This is a genomic window from Streptomyces sp. CNX435, assembly GCF_059570575.1.
Genome location: NZ_JCANTA010000030.1, coordinates 24,298 through 45,794, shown reverse-complemented (window position 1 = coordinate 45,794; position 21,497 = coordinate 24,298). Strand labels below are relative to the sequence as shown.

18 protein-coding genes are annotated in these 21,497 nt (G+C 73.1%); 6 read left to right on the top strand and 12 right to left on the bottom strand.

Annotated features, from left to right (window positions below; all coding sequences use genetic code 11):
* Positions 1–50: 50 nt before the first annotated feature.
* Positions 51–443, bottom strand: coding sequence for an SCO5389 family protein (locus T328_RS32320; protein ID WP_496499797.1), 393 nt, complete (start codon positions 441–443; stop codon positions 51–53).
* A 216-nt stretch (positions 444–659) separates the two neighbouring features.
* Here T328_RS32320 and nucS point away from each other — a divergent pair, with 216 nt between their 5' ends.
* The gene (gene nucS, locus T328_RS32315; RefSeq protein ID WP_407561233.1) at positions 660–1,331 is read left to right on the top strand and encodes an endonuclease NucS; all 672 of its coding nucleotides are present in this window, start codon (positions 660–662) and stop codon (positions 1,329–1,331) included.
* A 153-nt stretch (positions 1,332–1,484) separates the two neighbouring features.
* Here the strand turns inward: nucS and T328_RS32310 are convergent, their stop codons facing one another.
* The 3 genes from T328_RS32310 to T328_RS32300 form a co-directional block, all read right to left on the bottom strand.
* On the bottom strand, positions 1,485–4,181 hold the full coding sequence (locus T328_RS32310) for an ATP-binding protein (protein WP_496499796.1): 2,697 nt from the start codon (positions 4,179–4,181) through the stop codon (positions 1,485–1,487).
* A 111-nt stretch (positions 4,182–4,292) separates the two neighbouring features.
* Positions 4,293–4,577 (bottom strand): STAS domain-containing protein, encoded by a 285-nt coding sequence (locus T328_RS32305; protein ID WP_496499829.1) that lies wholly within the window; start codon positions 4,575–4,577, stop codon positions 4,293–4,295.
* A 342-nt stretch (positions 4,578–4,919) separates the two neighbouring features.
* The gene (locus T328_RS32300; protein ID WP_496499795.1) at positions 4,920–5,774 is read right to left on the bottom strand and encodes a 3-hydroxyacyl-CoA dehydrogenase family protein; all 855 of its coding nucleotides are present in this window, start codon (positions 5,772–5,774) and stop codon (positions 4,920–4,922) included.
* Between the two features lie 227 nt (positions 5,775–6,001).
* Here T328_RS32300 and T328_RS32295 point away from each other — a divergent pair, with 227 nt between their 5' ends.
* Positions 6,002–6,574: a cob(I)yrinic acid a,c-diamide adenosyltransferase gene (locus tag T328_RS32295; protein WP_496499794.1), complete on the top strand. Its 573-nt coding sequence runs from the start codon at positions 6,002–6,004 to the stop codon at positions 6,572–6,574.
* Here T328_RS32295 and T328_RS32290 read toward each other — a convergent pair.
* Positions 6,491–7,123, bottom strand: coding sequence for a hypothetical protein (locus tag T328_RS32290; RefSeq protein WP_496499793.1), 633 nt, complete (start codon positions 7,121–7,123; stop codon positions 6,491–6,493). The genes T328_RS32295 and T328_RS32290 overlap by 84 nt on opposite strands.
* A gap of 166 nt (positions 7,124–7,289) precedes the next feature.
* Between T328_RS32290 and T328_RS32285 the strand changes: the two genes are divergently transcribed.
* The 3 genes from T328_RS32285 (at position 7,290) to T328_RS32275 (ending at position 10,691) form a co-directional block, all read left to right on the top strand.
* On the top strand, positions 7,290–8,567 hold the full coding sequence (locus tag T328_RS32285; RefSeq protein ID WP_496499792.1) for a sensor histidine kinase: 1,278 nt from the start codon (positions 7,290–7,292) through the stop codon (positions 8,565–8,567).
* Positions 8,560–9,225 (top strand): response regulator, encoded by a 666-nt coding sequence (locus tag T328_RS32280; protein WP_496499791.1) that lies wholly within the window; start codon positions 8,560–8,562, stop codon positions 9,223–9,225. Before T328_RS32285 ends, T328_RS32280 begins: the two co-directional genes overlap by 8 nt.
* Before the next feature lie 188 nt (positions 9,226–9,413).
* Positions 9,414–10,691 (top strand): RNA-guided endonuclease InsQ/TnpB family protein, encoded by a 1,278-nt coding sequence (locus T328_RS32275; RefSeq protein ID WP_496499790.1) that lies wholly within the window; start codon positions 9,414–9,416, stop codon positions 10,689–10,691.
* Positions 10,692–10,696: 5 nt separating this feature from the next.
* On the opposite strand, the gene T328_RS32270 is transcribed toward T328_RS32275, so the two are convergent.
* From T328_RS32270 to mce, 7 genes are all read right to left on the bottom strand, one after another.
* A complete protein-coding gene (locus tag T328_RS32270; RefSeq protein WP_496499789.1) occupies positions 10,697–11,695 on the bottom strand; it encodes an ABC transporter permease in 999 nt (332 codons plus the stop codon).
* Positions 11,692–12,846 carry an ABC transporter ATP-binding protein gene (locus tag T328_RS32265; protein WP_496499788.1) on the bottom strand — a complete coding sequence of 385 codons (1,155 nt, stop codon included), beginning with the start codon at positions 12,844–12,846 and terminating at the stop codon, positions 11,692–11,694. The genes T328_RS32270 and T328_RS32265 overlap by 4 nt, the downstream gene beginning before the upstream one ends.
* Before the next feature lie 120 nt (positions 12,847–12,966).
* Positions 12,967–13,746, bottom strand: a complete 780-nt coding sequence (locus T328_RS32260; protein WP_496499787.1) for an ABC transporter permease — start codon at positions 13,744–13,746, stop codon at positions 12,967–12,969.
* 5 nt (positions 13,747–13,751) lie between these two features.
* Positions 13,752–14,795 carry an ABC transporter ATP-binding protein gene (locus T328_RS32255; RefSeq protein ID WP_496499786.1) on the bottom strand — a complete coding sequence of 348 codons (1,044 nt, stop codon included), beginning with the start codon at positions 14,793–14,795 and terminating at the stop codon, positions 13,752–13,754.
* Between the two features lie 157 nt (positions 14,796–14,952).
* Positions 14,953–15,891, bottom strand: coding sequence for a cellulose-binding protein (locus T328_RS32250; RefSeq protein WP_496499785.1), 939 nt, complete (start codon positions 15,889–15,891; stop codon positions 14,953–14,955).
* 102 nt (positions 15,892–15,993) lie between these two features.
* On the bottom strand, positions 15,994–19,368 hold the full coding sequence (gene scy, locus T328_RS32245; protein WP_496499784.1) for a polarized growth protein Scy: 3,375 nt from the start codon (positions 19,366–19,368) through the stop codon (positions 15,994–15,996).
* Between the two features lie 162 nt (positions 19,369–19,530).
* Complete coding sequence (gene mce / locus T328_RS32240; protein WP_496499783.1) at positions 19,531–19,968, bottom strand: methylmalonyl-CoA epimerase; 438 nt, start codon at positions 19,966–19,968, stop codon at positions 19,531–19,533.
* A 133-nt stretch (positions 19,969–20,101) separates the two neighbouring features.
* Between mce and T328_RS32235 the strand changes: the two genes are divergently transcribed.
* Entirely contained in the window at positions 20,102–21,310 is a 1,209-nt protein-coding gene (locus T328_RS32235; RefSeq protein ID WP_496499782.1) for an acetyl-CoA C-acetyltransferase, read from the top strand.
* Positions 21,311–21,497 lie beyond the last annotated feature (187 nt).

Sequence of the window (21,497 nt, the reverse complement as noted above, 5' to 3'; positions counted from 1 at the left end):
GGGCGAGCGGACGGCGTCTGGAGCGGCAGCGTGGAGGGTCCTAGGGCCCGTCAGCAGTCACGCAGCTCCGGTGACTGGTTGAGCAACTGGCCTCTCACCGAAGTGAAGCGGGCCAGCCGCTCGGCTGCCGAGGCATCCAGGGGGAAGACCGCCACGCGATGACAGTTCTGGAACGCGAGCCGGACGCCGAAGTGGCGCTCCAGCGACCCCCGTATCGCATCGCTGGCCAGCGCGCGCAGAAGCTGGCCGCGGGCGTGCTCATCCGGGGGCGGGGTCTGGTTGTCGGCGAAGTCTCCGCCGTCGACTTTCAGTTGTGCCACCAGGGAACTGATCATGTCCCAGGCATAGGGAAGTGAGGTCCGGACGCAGTCGACGAACTCCTTTTCGTCGACCTCGCCCCGCTCGGCCTGATGGAGCAGAGCAGGTGGGACGTCCAGCGACATGGATTCTCCTCTCGCAGCCCCGCGGGGTTCGGGCGGGGCCTGACCGGACAGGACGGCGATCACCACTCTCGGTGCCCCCTTGGCAACCGCGTGCTTCCACCGTAGGGCGGAGGATGCGGCTCCACCACAAGAACGCATATACAACTGGCCATTGCGGAAAGGTGCATCAGGGGTCAGATCGCAGCGTGCGGCGGGAGTCGAGTAGCGTGGTGCGCCATGCGCCTCGTCATCGCCCGCTGCTCTGTCGACTACGCCGGGCGGCTCACCGCCCACCTCGCCTCCGCGCCCCGGCTGATCCTGGTCAAAGCCGACGGCAGCGTCTCCGTGCACGCCGACGACCGGGCGTACAAACCCCTCAACTGGATGTCACCGCCGTGCACTCTGAAAGAGGGTGAACAGGACGGTGTCGCCGTGTGGACGGTCGAGAACAAGGCAGGCGAAAAACTGATCATCACGATCGAGGAACTCCTGCACGACTCGTCGCACGAACTCGGCGTCGACCCCGGGCTGGTCAAGGACGGCGTCGAGGCCCACCTGCAGGAACTGCTCGCCGACCGCATGGAGGCGCTCGGCGAGGGGTGGACCCTGATCCGGCGCGAGTACCCCACGGCGATCGGCCCGGTGGACATCCTCGGCCGGGACGAGAAGGGGACGACGGTCGCCGTGGAGATCAAGCGGCGCGGCGAGATCGACGGGGTGGAGCAGCTGACCCGCTATCTGGAGCTGCTGAACCGCGACCCGCTGCTGGCGCCGGTGCGCGGGGTGTTCGCGGCGCAGGAGATCAAGCCGCAGGCGCGGGTGCTGGCGGCGGACCGGGGGATCGAGTGCGCGGTGCTGGACTACGACGCGCTGCGGGGGACGGACGACGGAAAGCTGAAGCTGTTCTGAGGCGGGTGGCGTAGCTCGCGTACGCCAGCGGCCCCCGTGCGGCTCGGGTGCCGTGCGGGGGCCGCTTTGCGTGGCAGCTGTCGCGTACGGGCCGTTGGCGTACGGGCCGCCGGTGTACGGGCCGCCGGTGTACGGGCCGTTGGCGTACGGCCGTCAGAGTTGCTCGCCGGACGGGGTGCCGTCTGCCTCGCCGGACGCCGCCGACTCGGTGCCGGTGGTCGTGCCCTGCACCTGGCCGCCGTTGGCGGTGCCGCCGTTGTCGGTGGTGCCCCCGTTGTCGGTGGTGCCGCCGTCGTCGGTCGTGCCGCCGTCGTCCGTCGTGCCGCCGTTGTCGGTGGTCCCGCCGTTGTCGGTGGTGGTGCCGCCGTCGTCCGTGGTCCCGCCGTCGTCCGACGTGCCCCCGTCGGTGGTCGTCCCGCCGTCGTCCGTACCGCCGTTGGCGCCGCCACCGGCGTCCGACCCGCCGTCCGACGAGCCGCCGTCCGTGGACGAGCCGCCGTCGGAGGAACCGCCGCCGGTCGGTGTGCTCGGCGAACTGCTCGGCGGGCTCGCCGGCGGCGCGCTGCTCGTCTCCTCGGCGACGTCCGTCCACGGCGCCGAGGGCTCCGGAGCCGACGACTCCGGCGACGGCGGGGCCGACTCCGACGACGGGCTGCGGGACGACGGCTCCTCGGTGGGCAGGGCGTCCTCGTCGTCCGTGGCGGCGGAGCGCTCGACCTCGACCCGGTCGGCGGGCGGGTCGTCGCCGCCGGCCATGCCCAGGGTGACCGCCGTGCCGAGCACCGCGACCAGCAGCGCGCCGACGCCCGCCGCGATCAGGTTGCGCTTCGACGCCGACGCCGCCTCGGCACCGGGCCCGCGGACCGTGGGCGTCACGGCGGTCTCCGCGCCGCCGCCCTTCGAGGACGACGACGGGGAGATGAGCACGGTGGGCCGCTCGGCGCCCTCGCCCGGCTCGTCGAACGTCGCGACGGCCTCCCGAACGCCCGGGGCGCCGGCCTGCACCACCGGCAGCGACGTCGTCACCGCCTCGCTGGCCCCGCCGTGCGTGACCAGCGCGAGCGCGCGCCGGCTGGCGATCTCGCCGCCGCGGTCGGAGATCGCGCCGCGCAGCGCCAGCGCCGCCTCCAACTCCGCCCGGGCCCGGCCCGTGTTGCCGGTGCACAGCGCCAGCACGCCCAGCTCGTGGTGGAAGTACGCCTCCGCCGCCACCTCGCCCGCGCGCCGGGCGGCCTCCTGTCCGTACCGCAGCGCCCGCTCCCAGGTGCTCCAGTGCAGCGCCGCGGCGAACGCGGGCGCGGCGGCGCGGGCGAGCAGCACCGCGGTACTGGCGGTGGCGCCCTCCCGGTCGGCCACGAGGCGGCCGAGCGCGGCGAGGATGGCGTCCGCGTCGGCCGCGACCGCCTCGGGGTTCACCGAGCGGTGCGCGGACCACCAGGCGTAGTGCTGCGCGGCGGTGAGCGCGGCGCCCTGGCCGCCCGCGGCCGGCTGGTCGTAGCCGGCGGCGACGAGCTGGGCGGAGACGCCGGCGGCCAGCCGGTAGCGGCCGAGACCGCCGGAGACCAGCCCGCAGTCGGCGAGTTCGGCGAGCGCGGTGTCGGCGAGGGCCTCGCCGGCGAGCGCGGGGAGCTGCGTGTGGTGCGGGAAGACGCCGCCGAGCGCCACGGCGAAGCGCAGCGCGGTACGGGCCGCGTCGCTGAGCCGGGACGCCAGCAGCGCGGCCGGCGCGGCGCTCTCGGCCAGCGTCGGCAGCGGCTCCCCGCCGCCGGGCCCGGCGAGCCGCAGCACCGCGCCGGCCTGGACGAACCGCAGCGGCAGCCCCTCCGACTCGAACCACAGGTCGGCGACCCAGGTACGCTCCTCGTCGCCGAGCGGCAGCCGCCCGGCGCGCTCCAGCAGCTGCATGCAGGCGGCGCGGCCGAGGCCCGGCAGGAAGATCTCTTCGAGGTACGAAGCGGCCGTCGGCCCGGGCACGTCGGGGGTGACGGAGAGCAGGTACGCGCACTCGGGGGTGGCGTCCAGCAGCTCTTCGAGCGCGGTGCCGCCGAACTCGACGTCGTCGAGCACCACGACGGCGCCGATCTGCGGCAGCAACTCGTGCAGCTGCTCGCGGTCCGGCCGCCGCCCGGTCAGCTCGTAGACGGCGGCGCACAGTTCGTACCGCAGGTCGGCCGGGGTGCGGTTGCGGCCGCTCAGCCGGATGACCCCGTCCGGCGCCAGCTCGGCGCAGTCGGCGGCGACCGCCTCCAGCAGGACGGTCCGGCCGGAGCCCGGCGGGCCGGTGAGGCGCACGGAACGGCCGCGGGAGAGCAGGCGCACCAGCCGCTCGCGGATCTCGTCGCGCTCCAGCAGCGGCAGCTGCGGGGCCGCGGGGCCGGGCGGCGGCGACGGCGGCCGGCGGTGCTCGGCGCGGGCGGCGGCCGTCATCCGGCGCGGCGGACCGGGGCGTTCCGCGGGTGGGCACAGCTCGGCGTGGGTGCCGTCGACGGGGTTGACGGTCAGCCGGTACGCGCCGGCGACCACCCGGGCCGTACGCGCCGGGCCCTGCGGCGCGCCGGTGGCGGTGGGGGAGAGGGAGTCGGCCGGGCGGTGGCGCCCGGCGCCCTTACCGCCGCCGCGGAGGGGCTCGTCCGCGTACGGGCGTACCGGCTCCTCGCCGGGGAAGGCGCCCCCGGTCTCCTCCGGGGGCGCGCCCGCGGGCGGCCCGGGCTCCGGGTACGCGGCCCCCGGCGCGTCCGAGCGCGGGTGCGTGCTCGCCGGTTCGTCGGGGTACGGACCCGGCGGAGAATCCGGGGGCGGGGATATGCCCTCGGGTATGTCGTCCTGTCCGTGGCCCGTGTTCGGGTCCATCGCGAAGCCTTCCTGCCCGCTGTCCTACGCCGTGCCGCTCCCCGGCCCGGAAACCCTATGACCTCCGCCGGGCGGTCTGTCGAGAAAGGACTCCCCGACGACGCCGTGTCTTCACTGAATCGTGAGAATGCGGTGGAGTTTGGTGGCCACCAGCAGTCGCTGCATCTGCGGCGGCACCCCGCGCAGCACGAGCCGGCGATCGGCCCGCCCCGCCCTGCGGTGTGCCCCCATGATGACACCCAGGCCGGTGGCGTCCCAGGAGTCCAGGTCGGTGAGGTCGAGGATCAGGTCGCCGCGGCCCTCGTCCACGGCCCGGTGCAGCGCGACCCGGGCGTCGGCCGCGCTGCGCACGTCGAGGCGGCCCTCGACGGTCAGCTCGGCGTGGTCGCCCTTGATGTACGCGGGCGCCCCGGGGCCCCTGCCGTCCGCGGCGCTGTCCGGCGCTCGACGGGCCGCCCCGCGCGCGGGGCCGCCCGTCGAGCGCCGGGCCGGGTGGCAGGGCGGGGCGCTGTCGCGGCCCTCCGCCTCAAACATGTGCGCTCCCCGTCTCCCGGGTTCTCGTGGTCCGTCGTGCCGAGTCCGTGCCGGTTCCTCTATTGATGTGACTGTTCCGGGCGGTCCCGGGTTGCCGTCTGTACGGGTATCCGTACCGATTTCACCCCTGCGGGGGACGCCGCACCCGCCCCGGGCCGACCGGGCGGCCGGACGGTTCGAGGGGTGTGCGGCGGGCGGCCGGGGTCAGTGCTCGTAGAAGCCGCGGCCGCTCTTGCGGCCGAAGTCGCCCGCGTCGACCATGCGGCGCATCAGCTCCGGCGGCGCGAACTTCTCGTCCTGGGTCTCGGTGTAGATGTTCTCGGCGGCGTGCTGCAGGATGTCGACGCCGGTCAGGTCGGCGGTGGCCAGCGGCCCCATGGCATGGCCGAAGCCGAGCCGGCAGGCGGCGTCGATGTCCTCGGCGGTGGCGACGCCCGACTCGTACAGCTTGGTGGCCTCGACGACGAGCGCGGCGATCAGCCGGGTGGTCACGAAGCCGGCCACGTCGCGGTTGACGACGATGCAGGTCTTGCCGGTGGATTCGGCGAAGGCCCGGGCCCGGGCGAGGGTGTCGTCGCTGGTCTTCAGGCCCCGTACCAGCTCGCAGAGCCGCATCAGGGGAACCGGCGAGAAGAAGTGCGTGCCGACGACGCGCTCGGGGCGGCCGGTCACCGCCGCGATCTTGGTGATGGGGATCGCGGAGGTGTTGGAGGCGAGCACGGCGTCGTCGCGCACCAGGCCGTCGAGCGCGCGGAAGATGTCCTGCTTGACGTCGAGCCGCTCGAAGACCGCCTCGACGACGATGTCCGCGTCGGCGACGGCGTCGAGGTCGGTGGTGGTGGTGATGCGGGCGAGCGCCCGCTCGGCGGCGTCCGCGTCCAGCTTGCCCTTGGCGACGAACTTCTCGTACGAGCCCCTGATCCCGTCCGTGCCGCGGGTGAGCGCCTCGTCGGTGATGTCGCGCACCACGACATCCCAGCCGGCCTGGGCGGCGACCTGGGCGATACCGGACCCCATGAGTCCGGCTCCGACGACGGCGAGCTTTCCGGCGGATTCCACGGTGGTTCCCTCGCTATGCGGCTCGTTCACATGCTCCGAAGCGGACACTAGCGCTCCTGGCGTGTTCGCGGAGCGCGAAGAGATGCGCGTCACGTCTCACATGACGGACATCACACGTCCGGGGCTCACTCGGCAGACCGGCGCGCGTAGTTGAGCACCTTTTGGCCCCACAGGTCCACGCGTGTTCCGCGGTGCCGGGGCGTGGCGGCGCGGCATACGCTGTCCGTATGGTCAACCTGACGCGGATCTACACCCGCACCGGAGACAAGGGCACCACGGCCCTCGGCGACATGAGCCGGGTGGCGAAGACCGACCTGCGGATCTCCGCCTACGCCGACGCCAACGAGGCGAACGCCGTGATCGGGACCGCCCTCGCCCTCGGCGGACTGTCCGAGGAGGTCGCCCGCGTCCTCACCCGGGTCCAGAACGACCTCTTCGACGTCGGCGCCGACCTCTCCACCCCCGTGCGGCCCGACCCGGAGTTCCCGCCGCTGCGCGTCGAGCAGGAATACGTCGACCGGCTGGAGGCCGACTGCGACCGCTTCCTCGCCGACCTCGACAAGCTGCGCAGCTTCATCCTCCCCGGCGGCACGCCCGGCGCGGCCCTGCTGCACCAGGCCTGCACGGTGGTACGCCGGGCCGAGCGGTCGACGTGGGCCGCCCTGGAGGTGCACGGCGAGACCATGAACCCGCTGACGGCCACGTACCTCAACCGGCTATCGGATCTGCTCTTCATCCTTGCGCGTACGGCCAACAAGGCGGTCGGCGACGTCCTTTGGGTGCCGGGCGGAGAACGCTGAGCCGTCCCGGTCCCCGTCCGGCCGCTGCTTGGGGAAGAGCGTGTAGCTCCCGGCGATGACGATGTTGATGCCGATGACGAAGAGCATCCGGGTCTGCCACTCCCGCAGCGACTCCGTGCTGCCGTCGTCGCCGACGTACCACACCGCGCCCTGCAGCAGGGCGATCGCGATCCCGCTCGCCAGGATCCAGCGCGCGGCGGTCTTCCACTCGTGCAGCGCCCGCGCCATCCCGTACTTCGGCGGCTTCACCGGCGGCGGCCCGCCCGCGAAGCGGTGCGCGAAGCGGGCGTCGGCCCAGCGGATCGTCGAGGGGCCGAGGCCGATCGAGAAGCCGATGTAGACGGCGGCCAGGCCGTGCTTCCAGTCCGGCTCCGCGCCGTTCTTCAGGTCGATCGCCGTCACGATCAGCATCACGACCTCCAGCAGCGGCTCGCACAGCAGCACCGCCGCGCCCAGCCGCGGCCTTCTCGCCAGATACCGCAGCGAGAGCCCGGCGGCGAGCAGCACCCAGAAGGCGACCTCGCAGACGATGATGAGGGTGACGATCATGATGTGCTCCCTTCTCCGTGCTCCCTTCCCAGGCTCCCGTGCGGGGCGCGCGGCCACGTCGTCGTACGCGACGATCCCGGACTGCATCGTTCGATGTAGCGCCCGCCCCCGAAAAGGGGCCCGGGATACGGAGGCCGCGGGCCCCGCGGCCGTGTTTCATAGGGGGGTGACCAGCGCACGTGCCTCGCTCCGGCCGCACCGCGACGACGTACTCCTCGCGGTCATCGGCCTGCTCGGCGGGGTGGCGCTGTGGGCGCTGGGGCTGCACACCCAGGGCGGGCGGCCGTTCGACGACTCGCGGCTGACGCTGATCCCGCTCGCGGTCATGGCCGGCGCGGAGCTGCTGCGCCGGAGCCGGCCGATGACCGCGCTGGCCGTCGCCACCGCCGCCCTCGTCGCCGACCAGTTCACCTGGGGCACGCTGGCCACGATCCTGATGTTCACGGACCTGGTGTACGCGGCCGTGCTCTACGGCACCGCCACCGCCGCCCGCTGGATCCCGCGGGCCGCCGCGACGCTCTCCGTGGCCTCGCCCCTCGCCGTGCTGGCCGCCTTCCAGGACCGGGCCGTGATCCTCCTCGGCGTCGCCGTCGGCCTCGTCACCCTCGCCCCCGCCATCACCGGCGTCGCCGTACGCACCCACCGCCAGGCCGCCGACGCCGCCCGGCTGCGGGCGGAGCAGACGGCGCTGCTCGCGGAGCTGGACCGGCGCGAGGCCGTCGGCGCCGAGCGCGCCCGGATGGCGCGCGAGCTGCACGACATGGTGGCCAACCACCTCTCCGCGATCGCCATCCACGCCACCGCCGCCCAGTCGATCGACGACCGGAAGGCGTCGCGGGAGGCGCTGTCCGTCATCCGCGAGAACAGCGTGCAGGGGCTGGCGGAGATGCGCCGCCTCATCACCCTCCTGCGCGATACCGAGACCGCCGGCACGGCCGACGGGCCGGCGGTGGCGCCGACGCTGCAGGGGCTGGCGGCGCTGGTGGAGCAGGCGCGCGGCAACGGCGCCGCGAGCGGCCTCGACGTCGTCCTCGACGACGCGCGGGAGCCGGGCGCGCTGCTGCCGGCGCCGGTGGAGCTGGCCGCGTACCGCATCGTGCAGGAGTCGCTGACGAACGCCCTCAAGCACGCCGCGCCGGGCGAGGTACGGGTGCGCCTCGCCGGGCCCGAGCCGCTGACGGTGACGGTGACCAGCCCGCTCGGCGACGGGCGGCTGCGCGACGGGCGGCCGGGCGAGGACGCCGTGCCGCGCGCGCCGGGCTCGGGCGCGGGGCTGATCGGGATGGAGGAGCGGGTGGCGCTGCTCGGCGGCTCGTTCACCGCGGGCCCGGAGGCGCACGACGGGGAGCGGATCGCAGGCCACAGCGGCAAGCACTGGGCCGTACGGGCCGGACTGCCCACCGGCGAGACCACCACCGCGGCCCGACGGAGGACCCATGACTGACGCCGCCCCGCCCGTCCGGATCCTCGTCGCCGAGGACCAGCAGGCCGTACGCGCCGGGCTCGTCCTCATCCTGCGCTCCGCCGCAGGACTGGAGGTCGTCGGCGAGGCCGCGGACGGCGAGGAGGCCGTGCGGCTGGCCCGCGAACTGCGGCCGGACGTGGTGCTGATGGACGTCCAGATGCCCCGGCTGGACGGGGTGGCGGCGACCCGGCGGATCAGCGCGGAGAAGCTGGCGGACGTGCTGGTGCTGACGACGTTCGACCTCGACGAGTACGTCTTCGGCGCGCTGCGCGCCGGCGCCGCCGGCTTCCTGCTGAAGAACACCGAGGCGGACGCCCTGGTGGAGGCCGTCCGCACGGTCGCGCGCGGCGAGGGGCTGATCGCCCCGGCGGTGACCCGGCGGCTGATCGCCGAGTTCGCAGGCGGCCGGCGGGCCCCGTCGCCCGACGGGCCCGACCCGGCGGTCCTGGACTCGCTCACGCGGCGCGAGCGGGAGGTGCTGGCCTGCCTGGCGCAGGGGATGTCCAACGCGGACGTCGCGGACCGGCTGGACATGGCGGAGGCCACGGTGAAGACGCACGTCAGCCGGCTGCTGGCGAAGCTGGGGCTGCGCAGCCGGGTGCAGGCGGCGGTGCTCGCCCAGGAGTTGGGCGTCTGAGCGGGGCCGAGGGCCGGAACGGGACCGGGGGCGCCGGGAGCGCCGCCTGGTACGTCCCCGGTCCCCGCCGCCTCACGTCAACGAGTAGGCCGACTCCGGGCGGGGACAGACCGGTTCGGCTGGGGCGGTGACATTGCGAACAGGCGTTCTCGTAGCTGAGGTGTGGAGCGTGTTCATACGATCACCGTATGCACCTTCGGTACGCCTTCAGGTTGTACCCGGACCCCCCTCAGCGCAGGGCGCTGGCCAAGGCGTTCGGGTGCGCTCGCGTGGTGTTCAACGACGCCCTGCGCGCCCGTGAGAGTGTCCGGGCCGAGGGCAAGCCTTTCCCGAGAGCGGGTGAGCTGTCGAAGAGGCTGATCACCGACGCGAAGCAGACTGTGGAGCGGGCCTGGTTGGGCGAGGTCTCCGCGGTCGTGCTACAGCAGTCCCTGCGCGATGCCGAGACCGCGTACAAGAACTTCTTCACCTCCCTCAAAGGCGCCCGCCGGGGCGCGAGGATGGGCTCGCCGCGTCTCAAGTCCCGCAAGGACGCCCGCCAGTCGATCCGGTTCACCGCCAACGCATGTTGGTCTCTGGACCACGCAGGCCGGCTGCGGCTGCCCAAGATCGGTGCGGTGAAGGCAAGGTGGTCGCGCACCCTGCCTGCCGTGCCCTCCAGCGTGACCGTGATCAAGGATGCGGCCGGGCGGTACTTCGCCTCCTTTGTCGTCTGCATCGACCCCGAAGCCGAAGCCGCCGTGATGCCCGAGACCGACCAGAGGATCGGCATCGATCTCGGTCTCACTCATTTCGCCATCCTGTCCACCGGCGAGAAGATCGATAATCCGCGGTTCCTGCGCCGGGCAGAGAAGAAGCTCAAGAAGGCCCAGCGGGCTCTGTCCCGCAAAGAGAAGGGATCGAAGAACCGGGAGAAGGCCCGGATCAAGGTCGCCCGCGCCCACGCAGCCGTCGCCGACGCACGCAAAGAGTTCCACCACCAGTTGTCTACAAGGCTGATCCGCGAGAACCAAGCGATCGGCGTGGAGAACCTGGCGGTCAAGGGACTGGCGCGCACCAGGCTGGCTGAGAGCGTGCACGACGCGGGCTGGGCTCGGTTCGTGAACATGCTGGAATACAAAGCCGCCCGGTACGGGCGCCGACTGGTCAAGATCGGCCGGTTCCTGCCCACCTCCCAGACCTGCCACGTCTGCGACCGGATCGACGGACCCAAGCCACTTCACGTCCGCACTTGGACATGTCCCAGCTGCGCAACCGTGCACGACCGGGACGTCAACTCAGCGATCAACGTCAAGAAGGCCGCCGGACGGGCGGTCACAGCCTGTGGAGCGCGGGTAAGTCCGGACGTTCGGTTCCGGCGCAGCGCTGCGAAGCAGGAAGCCACGGATCCGCCGCCGGTTGCTGTGCGGTGTAGCGGCACAGCAACCGGCAGGGAAGGCCAGAATCATGGGGCGCCAGCCCGATGAGCACGTCAAACGTCCCGCTTCGACAGCAGTGCGAACGCCAGGAGCAGCATCCCGCCGGTGACCGCGGCCAGCAGGCTGAGCAGTCCCCAGCCGCCGACCGCCCCGTCCTCGAAGAACGGAATGCCGAAGAGCGAGGCGAGGCCGCTGAGCGGGGAGTACTCGATCAGCTTGCGCTGGACGTCCTCCAGGCTCTCGGTCTGCATGAACAGCGCGATGATCAGCGGAAGCAGGATGAAGCCGACCATCGTGGTGATGGCGCCCGCGGAGTGCCGCAGGATCGCGCCCACCGCCAGCGCGAGCAGGCCGAGGAGCGACACGTAGAGAGCCGCGCCCACGGTGGCGTCGAACCACTGGCCGCCGGTGGCGATCAGCTCGCCGCTGTCGGAGACCGAGTCCTTGAACATGTCGTCGCCGCGCTCGTACTCCGGCACGGTCTGGCCGCCGAGGACCGCCGAGTGGACCACCGCCGTGATCGCGCAGGCCGCGGTGGTCAGGACGAAGGCGAGCACGAAGAACACCACGGCCTTGGCCGCCAGCACCCGCCAGCGCTGCGGCGAGGCGGTCAGCGTGGTACGGATCATGCCGGTGCCGTACTCGGAGGTGATCACCAGCACGCCGAGCGTGACGATGCAGATCTGGCCGAGCATCAGGCCGAAGAGGCCGCCGGAGAGCAGCGGGGCGCCGATCCAGTCGTCGGTACTCATCGCCAGCGCGATGAGGAAGCCGACGCCGACGACGAGCACGACCATGATGCCCAGCGTCCACATGGTGGAGCGCACCGAGCGGATCTTGGTCCACTCGGAGGCGAAGGCGTGGCCCAGGTGCGTTCTGACGACCGGTATCGGTGAGGCATAGCCGCCGCCCGCAGGTGCGCCGGCGGGCGGCGCGGCGCCGGGGAAGGAGGCGGGTGCGGGGGCGTGGCCGGGCGCGGCGCCCGGGAGCGGGGGTGCGCCGGGAACGCGTGCGCCGGGCGCGGGGGCGGAGGGCTGCGGCGGGTAGCTCATCGGGGGGTCTCACCTTCGCGCTGGGCGTGAGCGGCGTCGGCCGGGGCGGGCGGCGGGGCGTATCCCTGGGGCGGGGGCGGGGCGTAGCCCGGCTGCACCGCCGGCGGCGGCATGCCGGGGCCGGGCGGCGGCATGCCCGGCGCACCCGGCGGCGGCGCGTAGCCGGGGGCGGGGGCCGCGTACCCCTGCGGGGGGATCGGCCCGGCGTGCTGCTGCAGGCCCGTGCGCTGGTCGACCGTGGAGCGGAAGTCCACCGCGCCCTGCGTCATCCGCATGTACGCCTCCTCCAGCGACGCCTCGTGCGGCGACAGCTCCCACAGCCGGATCCCCGCGTCGTGCGCCAGGTCGCTGATGCGCGGCAGCGGCATCCCGGTCACGCGCAGCGCCCCGTCGTCCTCCGGCTGTACGTGCCCGCCCCGCTCGGTGAGGGCGGCCGACAGCTTCTCCCGCTGCCCCTGCTCCCCGTCGGGGACGCGGACCCGGGCGAAGCTCGCCGAGTGGGTGTTGATGAAGTCCCGCACGCTCATGTCGGCCATGAGCTGCCCGCGGCCGATGACGATGAGGTGGTCGGCGGTCAGCGCCATCTCGCTCATCAGGTGGCTGGAGACGAAGATGGTGCGGCCCTCGCTGGCCAGCTTCTTCATCAGGTTGCGGATCCACAGGATGCCCTCGGGGTCGAGGCCGTTGACCGGCTCGTCGAAGAGCAGGATCTGCGGGTCGCCGAGGAGCGCGCCGGCGATGCCCAGGCGCTGGCCCATGCCGAGCGAGAAGCCCTTGGAACGGCGGCCCGCGACCTCGCGCAGGCCGACGACGTCGAGGACCTCGTCCACGCGGCGCTCCGGGATGCCGGAGAGCTGGGCGACGCAGCGCAGGTGGTTGCGGGCGCTGCGGCCGCCGTGCACGGCCTTGGCGTCCAGCAGGGCGCCGACCTGGCGGGGGGCGTTGGGCAGCTTGCGGTACGGATGGCCGCCGACGGTCACGCTGCCGCCGCTCGGCTCGTCCAGCCCGAGGATCATCCGCATCGTCGTCGACTTGCCGGCCCCGTTGGGGCCGACGAAGCCGGTGATGAGGCCGGGCTGCACGGTAAAGGAGAGGTTGTACACGGCGGTCTTCGCGCCGTAGGTCTTCGTCAGACCCTGTGCTTCGATCATGTGGCCCCCTGCGTCGGACACGGGGGCACGAAGGTCCGTCCCGCCCCCCTTCAGGCTAAGAGGCTATCGGGACGCTTCCGGTTCCCGCCGGGCGGACGGCCGATACGGCCGCGCGGACCGTCAGGCGTCGCGCCTCTTCAGCACGACGTACCCGCCGATCAGCGCCGCCGCCGTCCAGGCGCACATGATGCCGAAGCCGCCCCACGGCCCGTACGGCAGCTTGTCGGTGTCCAGCGCACCCGGCACCACCTGCATGACCGCCGAGCCCGCCTGGTCCGGCAGGTACCTTGCGACGTCCCTCGTGGCCGGGACGCCGGCCAGGATCGAGGAGATGAGGAAGAAGAACGCCATCAGCAGGCCGAGCGAGAGCACGGTGCTGCGCAGCATGGCGGCGATGCCCATGGAGAACATCGCGATCACGGTCATGTAGAGCCCGGCGCCGATGACGGCCCGCAGGACGTTGTCGTCGCTGATCGAGGCGCTGTGGTCGCCGAGCAGGGCCTGCCCGAGGAAGAACGTGATGAAGCTGGTCAGCAGCCCGATGACCAGGGCGAGCAGCGTGGCGACGGCGATCTTCGAGACGTAGAAGGTGGCGCGCTGCGGCACCGCGGCCAGCGAGGTCTTGATCATGCCGGAGCTGTACTCCGTGCTGACCACGAGGACGCCGAAGACGACCATCGCGAGCTGGCCGAGCATCATGCCGAAGAAGCTCACCAGGGTCGGGTCGAAGGTGGCCCGCTCGGCGGCCGAGAGGTCGTCGAACGTGGCGTTCATGACGCCGGACAGGAGCGCGCCCACCGCGGCGGTGAGGACCAGCGCGGCGGCCAGCGTCCACATCGTGGAGCTGACCGAACGGACCTTGGTCCACTCCGACTTGAGCACTGCCGAGGGTGCTGCCATGGCCGTCAGTCTCCCTTGCCCCACTGCGGACCCTGACCCGGCGCGGGCGGTGCGCCCGGCACGGGCGGCGCACCCGGCGCACCCGGCGGCGCCGGGGCCGCGGCCCCGGCCGCCACCGCGGCGGCGGCGTTCGGGTCGTTCAGATCGTGCGCATGGTACTCGACCGCCTGGGCGGTCATCTGCATGAACGCCTCCTCCAGGGAGGCCTGTTGCGGACTCAGCTCGTGCAGCGTCACCCGGTGCTGCGCGGCCAGCTCGCCGACCGGCTCGGCCATGTCGGCGCCCTCGACCTCGAACGTGCCGTCCTCGCGCAGGCTGACGGGCAGGCCGGCGGCGCTGGCGGCGTCCTTGAACTGCTCGGGCTGCGGGGTGCGCACGCGCACGTACGACCGTGAGTTCTCCCGGATGAAACCGGCCATGGAGGTGTCGGCGAGCAGCCGGCCCTGGCCGATGACGACGAGGTGGTCGGCGGTCAGCGCCATCTCGCTCATCAGGTGGCTGGAGACGAAGACCGTGCGGCCCTGTGCGGCGAGGCTCTTCATCAGGTTGCGAATCCAGTGGATGCCCTCGGGGTCCAGCCCGTTGACCGGCTCGTCGAACATCAGGATCTCGGGGTCGCCGAGCAGCGCGTACGCGATGCCGAGGCGCTGGCCCATGCCGAGCGAGAAGCCCTTGGACTTCTTCTTCGCGACCGCCGTCAGACCGACGGTCTCCAGCACCTCGCTCACCCGGGAGTCCGGGATGCGGTTGCTCTGCGCCAGGCACAGCAGGTTGTTGTACGCACTGCGGCCGCCGTGCATGTTCTTCGCGTCCAGCAGGGCGCCGATGTACTTGAGCGGCTCCTGCAGATCGCGGTAGTGCTTGCCGTCGATGCGCACCGAGCCCGCCGTGGGATTGTCGAGGTCGAGCATCATGCGCATCGTCGTCGACTTGCCGGCGCCGTTCGGCCCCAGGAACCCGGTGATCATGCCCGGCCGCACCTGGAAGGTCAGGTGGTCCACGGCGAGCTTGTCGCCGTACCGCTTGGTGAGCCCCTCCAGTTCGATCATGCGCCAACCCTAGGCGGGGACGGTCTCGCGCGCATCCCTTGTGGATAATCGACACAAGCGGATCGGCGCCCTCCGCGACGGGGCGGAGGGCGCCGGAAATCAGCCGTGCGACCGGGTACGCGGCCGGGTGGGCGTCACCCGCCCGGCCGCGCCGGTGTCAGCGGGACTGCTGGGCGGGCACGCCCGGCTTGTCCTCGACCTCGTCGGTCCCGCCCGCCTGCGCGGCGACCTGCGCGCCGGTCAGCGTGGCCAGCATCTCGCGGACGTTGGTCAGCTGGGCGTTGATGCTGTCGCGGCGGTTGGTGAGCGCCGCCAGCTCGCGCTCGGACTCGCTGCGGACCCGCTCGGCCTTCGCGCTCGCGTCCGCCACGATGTCCTCGGACTGGCGCTGCGCGGTCTCCACCGTCTGGCGGGCGCGGCGCTCGGCGTCGGTACGCAGCTTCTCGGCCTCCAGGCGCAGCTGCTCGGCGCGGTGCTCGATCTCCGCCAGCCGCTTCTCGGCCTTGGCCTGACGGGAGGCGAGGTCGCGCTCGGACTGCTCGCGGCGCTTGGCGAGGTTGGTCTCGAAGTCCGCGGCGGCCTGGGCGGCCTTGGCGCGAGTCTCCTCGAAGAGGGAGTCCGCCTCCTCGCGCTTGGACTGCGCGTCCTTCTGCGCCTCGGCGCGCAGACCGGCGGCCTCGCCCTTCGCCTTCTCGACGATCCGGGCGCCCTCGTCCTCGGCCTTGGCCTTGCGCTCGGCGGCGAACGACTCGGCGTCGTTGCGTACCTGCTGTGCGGACGACTCGGCGAGCTCGCGGTGCTGGTCGGCGGCGCGGCGGGCCTCCTCGCGCAGGTCCTTGGCCTCTTCCTCGGCGAGCCGCAGGATCTTCTCAACCCGGGCGCCGAGGCCGGCGTACGACGGCTCGGAGTCGGCGATCTGCGCCTGTGCGTTCTGCGTCTCGAGGTGGAGCTCCTCGATGCGCTTCTCGAGGGAGGTGATGCGCGAGAGGGCACTGTCGCGGTCGGCTACGAGCTTGGTGATCCGCTCGTCCACCTGCTCGCGGTCGTATCCGCGCCTTGCGAACTCGAAACCGAAGGGGTTGGCAGTGTCGCTCATGGGGTTCCTGTCGAAAGAGACCGGGTGAGGTGATAAGGGGAATCCTAGGGGTGCTGACGGCGTGTCACAGCGTCAATGCAGGTTTGATCTGGAGAATGTCTCTCAATCGAGTGGTCTGCCACCGGGCTGCTTCCCCCCTGACCGCGCCGCGGCGGCCGCGGGGGCCTTCCCGCCACCGTCCTTCCCCTTGCTGACCTGGCTGTTCTTGCCGTCCTTGGCGTCCTTGCCGTTGGCCCCGACGGCTCCGGGGCTCTCGAAGGACTCCAGGGCTTCGAGGACGTCCTGCACGCGGGAGATCTCCGCGTTGATGTCCTCCCGCCTGCGGGTGATCAACTCCAGCTCGCGGCGGCCCTCGTCGACCATCCGCTTGGCCTCGGCACGCGCCTCGGCCTTCGTCCGCTCGGCCGCGTCGAACGCCTCGGCCTGCTTCTGCTCGGCCTCCTTGAGCAGCCCCTCCGCCTTCTTGACCGCGGCGATACGGACCTTGCTCGCCTCGCCCTTGGCGTCGGCGACCATCTGCTCGGCGCGCGCCTCGGCCGAGTTGAGCTGCTCGTGGGCGGCGGCGACCAGCTTGTCGACCCGCTCGCCGGCCGCCCTGGTGGCCTCGGCGGACTCGCGCCGGGCGCGGTCGTGCAGCGCGTCGGTCTCGGCCTCGGTGCGCGTACGCAGCTCCTCGGCGCGCCCGCGGATCGCGGCGGAGTCCCGGCGGGCCTCCTCCAGCAGCCGGTCGGCGTCCGCGCGGGCCTTCTCCACCAGACCGCCGGACTCCGCGGTGGCGTCGCGCACCAGCCGATCGGATTCCTTGCGGGCGGCGGCGACCATCACGTCGGCCTGCTCCTCGGCCGCCGCGGTGGCCCGGGTCGCCTCGTCGTGCGCCTTCTCGACCAGCTTGTCGGCCTGCTCAGCGGCCTCCGTACGGCGCTTCGCGGCATCGCTGCGGGACTCGTCCCGGACCCGCTCAGCCTCGGTACGCAGCCGATCGGCCTCTGCTAGCGCCTCGTTGACGGTCGACTCCGCCAACTCCTTGGCGGCGTCCGTCTCCTCCTTGGTCTCCCGGCGCAGCGTCGTCGCGGCGTGCTCCGCGGCCGAGCGCAGGCCCGCGATCTCCTCGTCGGCCTGCGCCCGCAGATCGCTGACGGAGTCCCGTACCTGCTGGGCCGTCTGCTCGGCGGCGGCCACCAGCTCGCGCGCCCGGCGCTCCGACTCGTCCGTGACCCTGGCCGCCTCGGTCTGCGCCTCCTCGACCCGCTTTCGCGCGGAGGCCAGCAGCTCCTCCGCCTGCCGGGTGGCCTGCGTGCGCTCGCGCTCCGCCTCGCCGCGGGCCGCGGTCAGCATCTCCTCGGCCTCGCGCCGCCGGCGCGCGGCCTCCTCCTGCGCGGCGGTCAGCGCCTCCTGCGCCTCCGCGCCCAGCCGCTCGGCGGCGGCGGACGCCTCGGAGCGGAGCCGGTCGGCCGCCTCCTGCGCCTCGCGGCGCAGCCGCTCGGACTCGCCGGTGGCGTCCTCATGCAGCCGCTGGGCGGCGGCCTCGGCCTCGGCGCGGGTCGCCGTCGTCTCGGCGGCGGCCTCCTCGCGCATCCGGGTCGCCTCGGACTGGGCCTGCTGCTGGAGCGTACGCAGCCGCTCCGCGGCCTCCGCACGCAGCCGCTCGGTCTCCTCCGCGGCCTCCCGGCGGATCCGCTCCGCCTCGCCGCGGGCCTCCGCCAGGGACTCGTCGGCGGCCGTGATCCGGCTCTGCGCCTCCTGCTGCAGCCGGTCCAGCTCCGTCTGCACCTCGGCCCGCCGCGCCGTGACCGCCTCGTCGGCCTCGGTACGCGTCTTCTGCGCGGCCTCCGCCGCGGCCTCGGCGATCTTCGCGGCCTGCGCCTCGCCCTCGGCGCGCAGCTCGTCGGCCTCGGCCCGGGCCTTGGTCAGCGCCTCCTCGGCCCGCTCGCGCAGCGTCGCGGCCCGCTCGGCGGCCTCGCCGCGTACCCGCTCGCCCTCGGCCGTCGCGGCCTCGCGCAGCTCCTCGGCGTCGGTGCCGGCCTTCGCCAGCAGCTCCTCGGCGGACTTCGCCGCCTCCTCGATCTGCGCGACCGCGTCCCGGCGGGCCTCCGCGCGGATCCGCTCGCCCTCGGCCGTGGCCTCCGTGCGCAGCTGCTCGGCCTCGTCCCGTAGCCGCCGGGCCTCGCCCTGCAGCTCGACCGTCTTGGCCCGGAACTCCTCGGTGTCGTCCTTGGCCGCGCCCTTGAGCTGCTCGGCCGCCGCCGCGGCCTCGTCCCGCAGCCGCTCGGCCTCGGCCTCCGCCTCCCGGCGGATCCGGTCGGCCTCCTCGCCGGCGCTGCGGGTGGTGTCCTCGGCCTGCTTCGACGCCTTGTTGAGCACGTCCTCGGCGGTCTTGGCGGCCTTGGCGATGGCGTTCGCGCTGTCCTCCGCGGAGCGCGTACGGGCCGCCTCCTCGGCCTCCGCGATCAGGGCCTCGGACTGCGTACGGGCGTCGGCCCGCAGCTGCTCCGCCTCCGCTTTGATCGCCTCGGCCTCCGTGGTGGCCTCGCCGACCAGCCGGGCGATCTCGTTGCGCGTCGTCCGCATCCGCTGGTCGGCGCCCGCCTCGGTCTCGGCGATCTTCTTGGTCGCCGCCTCCTCGGCCTGCGCCACCAGCCGGTCCGCCTCGGTGCGCGCGGAGCGCAGCGCGGTGTCCGCCTCGGCCAGCTTCTCCTCGGCCCGGCGCTGCGCGTCGGTGGCCTCCCGGCGGGCCTCCTCCGCCTCCCCGGCCGAGGAGCTGCGCAGCTGCTCGGCGTGGGTGGTGGCCTCCTGGGCCTGGGTGGACGCGGCGTTCAGCAGCCGCTCGGCGTCGGCGCGGGCCCGCCGCAGGATGTCCTCGGCCTCGGCCCGGGCGGCCTCCGACTCGCTGCCGACCCGCTGGCGGGCCTGCTCGGCCTGGCGCTGCGCCTCGGCCCGGGCGGCGGCGATGAGCCGGTCCGCCTCGGTCCTGGTCTCGTCCATCAGCCGGCGGGCCTGCGCCTCGGTACGGGAGCGCAGCTGCTCGGCCCAGGAGACGTTCTCGTTGACGTGGGTCTCGACGGTGGTGCGGCGCTCGGCCAGCTCCTCGTCCAGCCGCTGCCGCCGGGCGATCGCCTCGGCGTGCAGGTCGGCCTCCATCCGGGCCTGGCGCTCCGCGTGCTCCTGCAGCAGCCGCTGCGCCTGGGCGCGGGCCTCGCGCAGCTCGCGCTCGGTGTCGGCGCGCAGCTGGTCGGCCTGGGCCTGGGCGTTGCGCAGCAACTGCTCGGCCTGGTGGCCGGCGTTGTCGAAGGAGCCGCGGGCGCCGATTCCGCGGCGCGCCTCGTGCAGCTTGGCACGCAGCACCTCGACCTGGTAGCCGAGATCCTCGGCGTGCTGGACGGCCTTCTCCCGCTCCTTCTTCAGCCGCTCGATCTCGGCCTCGAACTGCGAGAGCCCGTCCATCACGGCGTCAGGCTCGTTGCGGTCGTAGCCCCGCACTGCGCGGTCCCATCCGTCCCCGGGTTCGGTTCTGCGTACTGGTGATGACGATTGATGACGATGACGTGCTGCGTTCGTGTGCTGGTATCGATGGTGTCAGATGATCGGGCCGCCCAGGACGCGGGCGGCCCCCTGCACTCTACCGGCCATGGGAATCAAAGGTCAGTGCGCGCCCGAGGCCGATGCGGAAGTGACCAGTTCTGTCAGTACGCCGTGGCAGTCCTTGGGGTGCAGGAAAGTGATCCGCGAGCCCATCGAACCGCGCCGCGGCTCGTCGTAGAGGACGCGTACGCCCTTGTCACGGATGTCGGCGGCGTCGCCGTCGACATCCGCGGTGCCGAAGGCGATGTGGTGGACGCCCTCCCCGTTCTTCGCCAGCCACTTGCCGACGGGCGAGTCCTCGCGGACGGGTTCGAGCAGTTGCAGGTACGAGGCGCCGCCGTCGGACGTCTCGTTGATCTTCAGCATGGCCTCGCGGACACCCTGCTCCTCGTTGACCTCGGTGTGGAACACCTCGAAGCCGTAGGTGGCGCGGTAGAACTCGACTGTTGCGTCGAGGTCATGGCAGGCGATTCCGATGTGGTCGATGCGTGTCAGCATGCGCACAGTCTCCACCGCCGCCCGGGAGGTTACGCAACGTGCGCACGGTCACACCGAACGAACCGTGACCCGGACGCGTACCGCTCAGTACGCTGAAGTTAACCCTCATTCACTTCTCCCCGAAGGGGACCGCATGACTGGCAGTGGCACTTCAGGCACCACGTCCGTGATCGTCGCGGGTGCCCGTACCCCGATGGGGCGCCTCCTCGGCTCCCTCAAGCCGTTCTCCGGTGCGGACCTGGGCGGCTTCGCCATCAAGGCGGCGCTGGCGCGTGCGGGCGTCGGCGCCGACCAGGTCGAGTACGTGATCATGGGGCAGGTGCTCCAGGCGGGCGCGGGCCAGATCCCGGCACGGCAGGCCGCGGTGCGGGCCGGCATCCCGATGAGCGTGCCCGCGCTCACCGTCAACAAGGTCTGCCTCTCCGGCCTCGACGCCATCGCGCTGGCCGACCAGCTCATCCGCGCCGGCGAGTTCGACGTCGTCGTCGCCGGCGGCCAGGAGTCCATGACCAACGCCCCGCACGTGCTGCCGAAGTCCCGCGAGGGCGTGAAGTACGGCGCACTGCAGATGCTGGACTCCATGGCGCACGACGGGCTCACCGACTCCTTCGAGGGCATCGCCATGGGCGAGTCCACCGAGAAGCACAACACCCGCCTCGGCATCGCCCGCGAGCCGCAGGACGCCTTCGCCGCCGCCTCCCACCAGCGGGCCGCCGCCGCGCAGCGGCGCGGCGTCTTCGCCGAAGAGATCACCCCGGTCGAGATCCCCGGGCGCAAGGGCGACCCCGTGGTCGTCGACACCGACGAGGGCATCCGCCCGGACACCACCGCCGAAGGGCTGGCGAAGCTGCGCCCCGCGTTCTCGCCCGACGGCACGATCACCGCCGGCACCGCCTCGCAGATCTCCGACGGCGCCGCCGCCGTGGTCGTCATGAGCCGGACCAAGGCCGAGGAGCTGGGGCTGCCCTGGCTGGCCGAGATCGGCGCGCACGGGAACGTGGCGGGGCCCGACAACTCGCTGCAGTCGCAGCCCTCGAACGCCATCCTGCACGCGCTGAAGAAGGAGGGCAGCGACGTCGGCGACCTCGACCTCATCGAGATCAACGAAGCCTTCGCCGCGGTCGCCGTGCAGTCGATGAAGGACCTCGGCGTCACCCCCGAAAAGGTGAACGTCAACGGCGGCGCCATCGCGCTCGGTCACCCGATCGGGATGTCCGGCGCCCGGCTCGTCCTGCACCTCGCCCTCGAACTGCGCCGCCGCGGCGGCGGCGTCGGCGCGGCCGCCCTGTGCGGGGGCGGCGGCCAGGGCGACGCGCTGGTGCTCCGCGTGGCCCGGGGATGAGACCGGCTGGCCCGACCCCCGCAACGCGGAGTGCTGCGGGGGTTCGGGGTGGCGGCCTTCGGGGTTTGTGCCGGGGGCGCGTGGGGTTCGGGGCGGAGTGCTGCGGGGGGTTCGGGGGCGGCGGCCCGCGGGGTTTGTGCCGGGGGCGCGTGGGGTTCGGGGCGGAGTCCTGCGGGGTTCGGGGGCG

Coding starts and splice junctions, on each gene's coding strand:
- T328_RS32255 (WP_496499786.1), bottom strand. CDS start 14,795: ATGATCGAACTGGAGGGGCTCACCAAGCGGTACGGCGACAAGCTCGCC.
- T328_RS32310 (WP_496499796.1), bottom strand. CDS start 4,181: ATGGACCCGAACACGGGCCACGGACAGGACGACATACCCGAGGGCATA.
- T328_RS32235 (WP_496499782.1), top strand. CDS start 20,102: ATGACTGGCAGTGGCACTTCAGGCACCACGTCCGTGATCGTCGCGGGT.
- T328_RS32280 (WP_496499791.1), top strand. CDS start 8,560: ATGACTGACGCCGCCCCGCCCGTCCGGATCCTCGTCGCCGAGGACCAG.
- T328_RS32265 (WP_496499788.1), bottom strand. CDS start 12,846: ATGATCGAAGCACAGGGTCTGACGAAGACCTACGGCGCGAAGACCGCC.
- T328_RS32295 (WP_496499794.1), top strand. CDS start 6,002: ATGGTCAACCTGACGCGGATCTACACCCGCACCGGAGACAAGGGCACC.
- T328_RS32290 (WP_496499793.1), bottom strand. CDS start 7,123: ATGATCGTCACCCTCATCATCGTCTGCGAGGTCGCCTTCTGGGTGCTG.
- T328_RS32270 (WP_496499789.1), bottom strand. CDS start 11,695: ATGAGCTACCCGCCGCAGCCCTCCGCCCCCGCGCCCGGCGCACGCGTT.
- T328_RS32320 (WP_496499797.1), bottom strand. CDS start 443: ATGTCGCTGGACGTCCCACCTGCTCTGCTCCATCAGGCCGAGCGGGGC.
- nucS (WP_407561233.1), top strand. CDS start 660: ATGCGCCTCGTCATCGCCCGCTGCTCTGTCGACTACGCCGGGCGGCTC.
- mce (WP_496499783.1), bottom strand. CDS start 19,968: ATGCTGACACGCATCGACCACATCGGAATCGCCTGCCATGACCTCGAC.
- T328_RS32260 (WP_496499787.1), bottom strand. CDS start 13,746: ATGGCAGCACCCTCGGCAGTGCTCAAGTCGGAGTGGACCAAGGTCCGT.
- T328_RS32275 (WP_496499790.1), top strand. CDS start 9,414: ATGCACCTTCGGTACGCCTTCAGGTTGTACCCGGACCCCCCTCAGCGC.
- T328_RS32250 (WP_496499785.1), bottom strand. CDS start 15,891: ATGAGCGACACTGCCAACCCCTTCGGTTTCGAGTTCGCAAGGCGCGGA.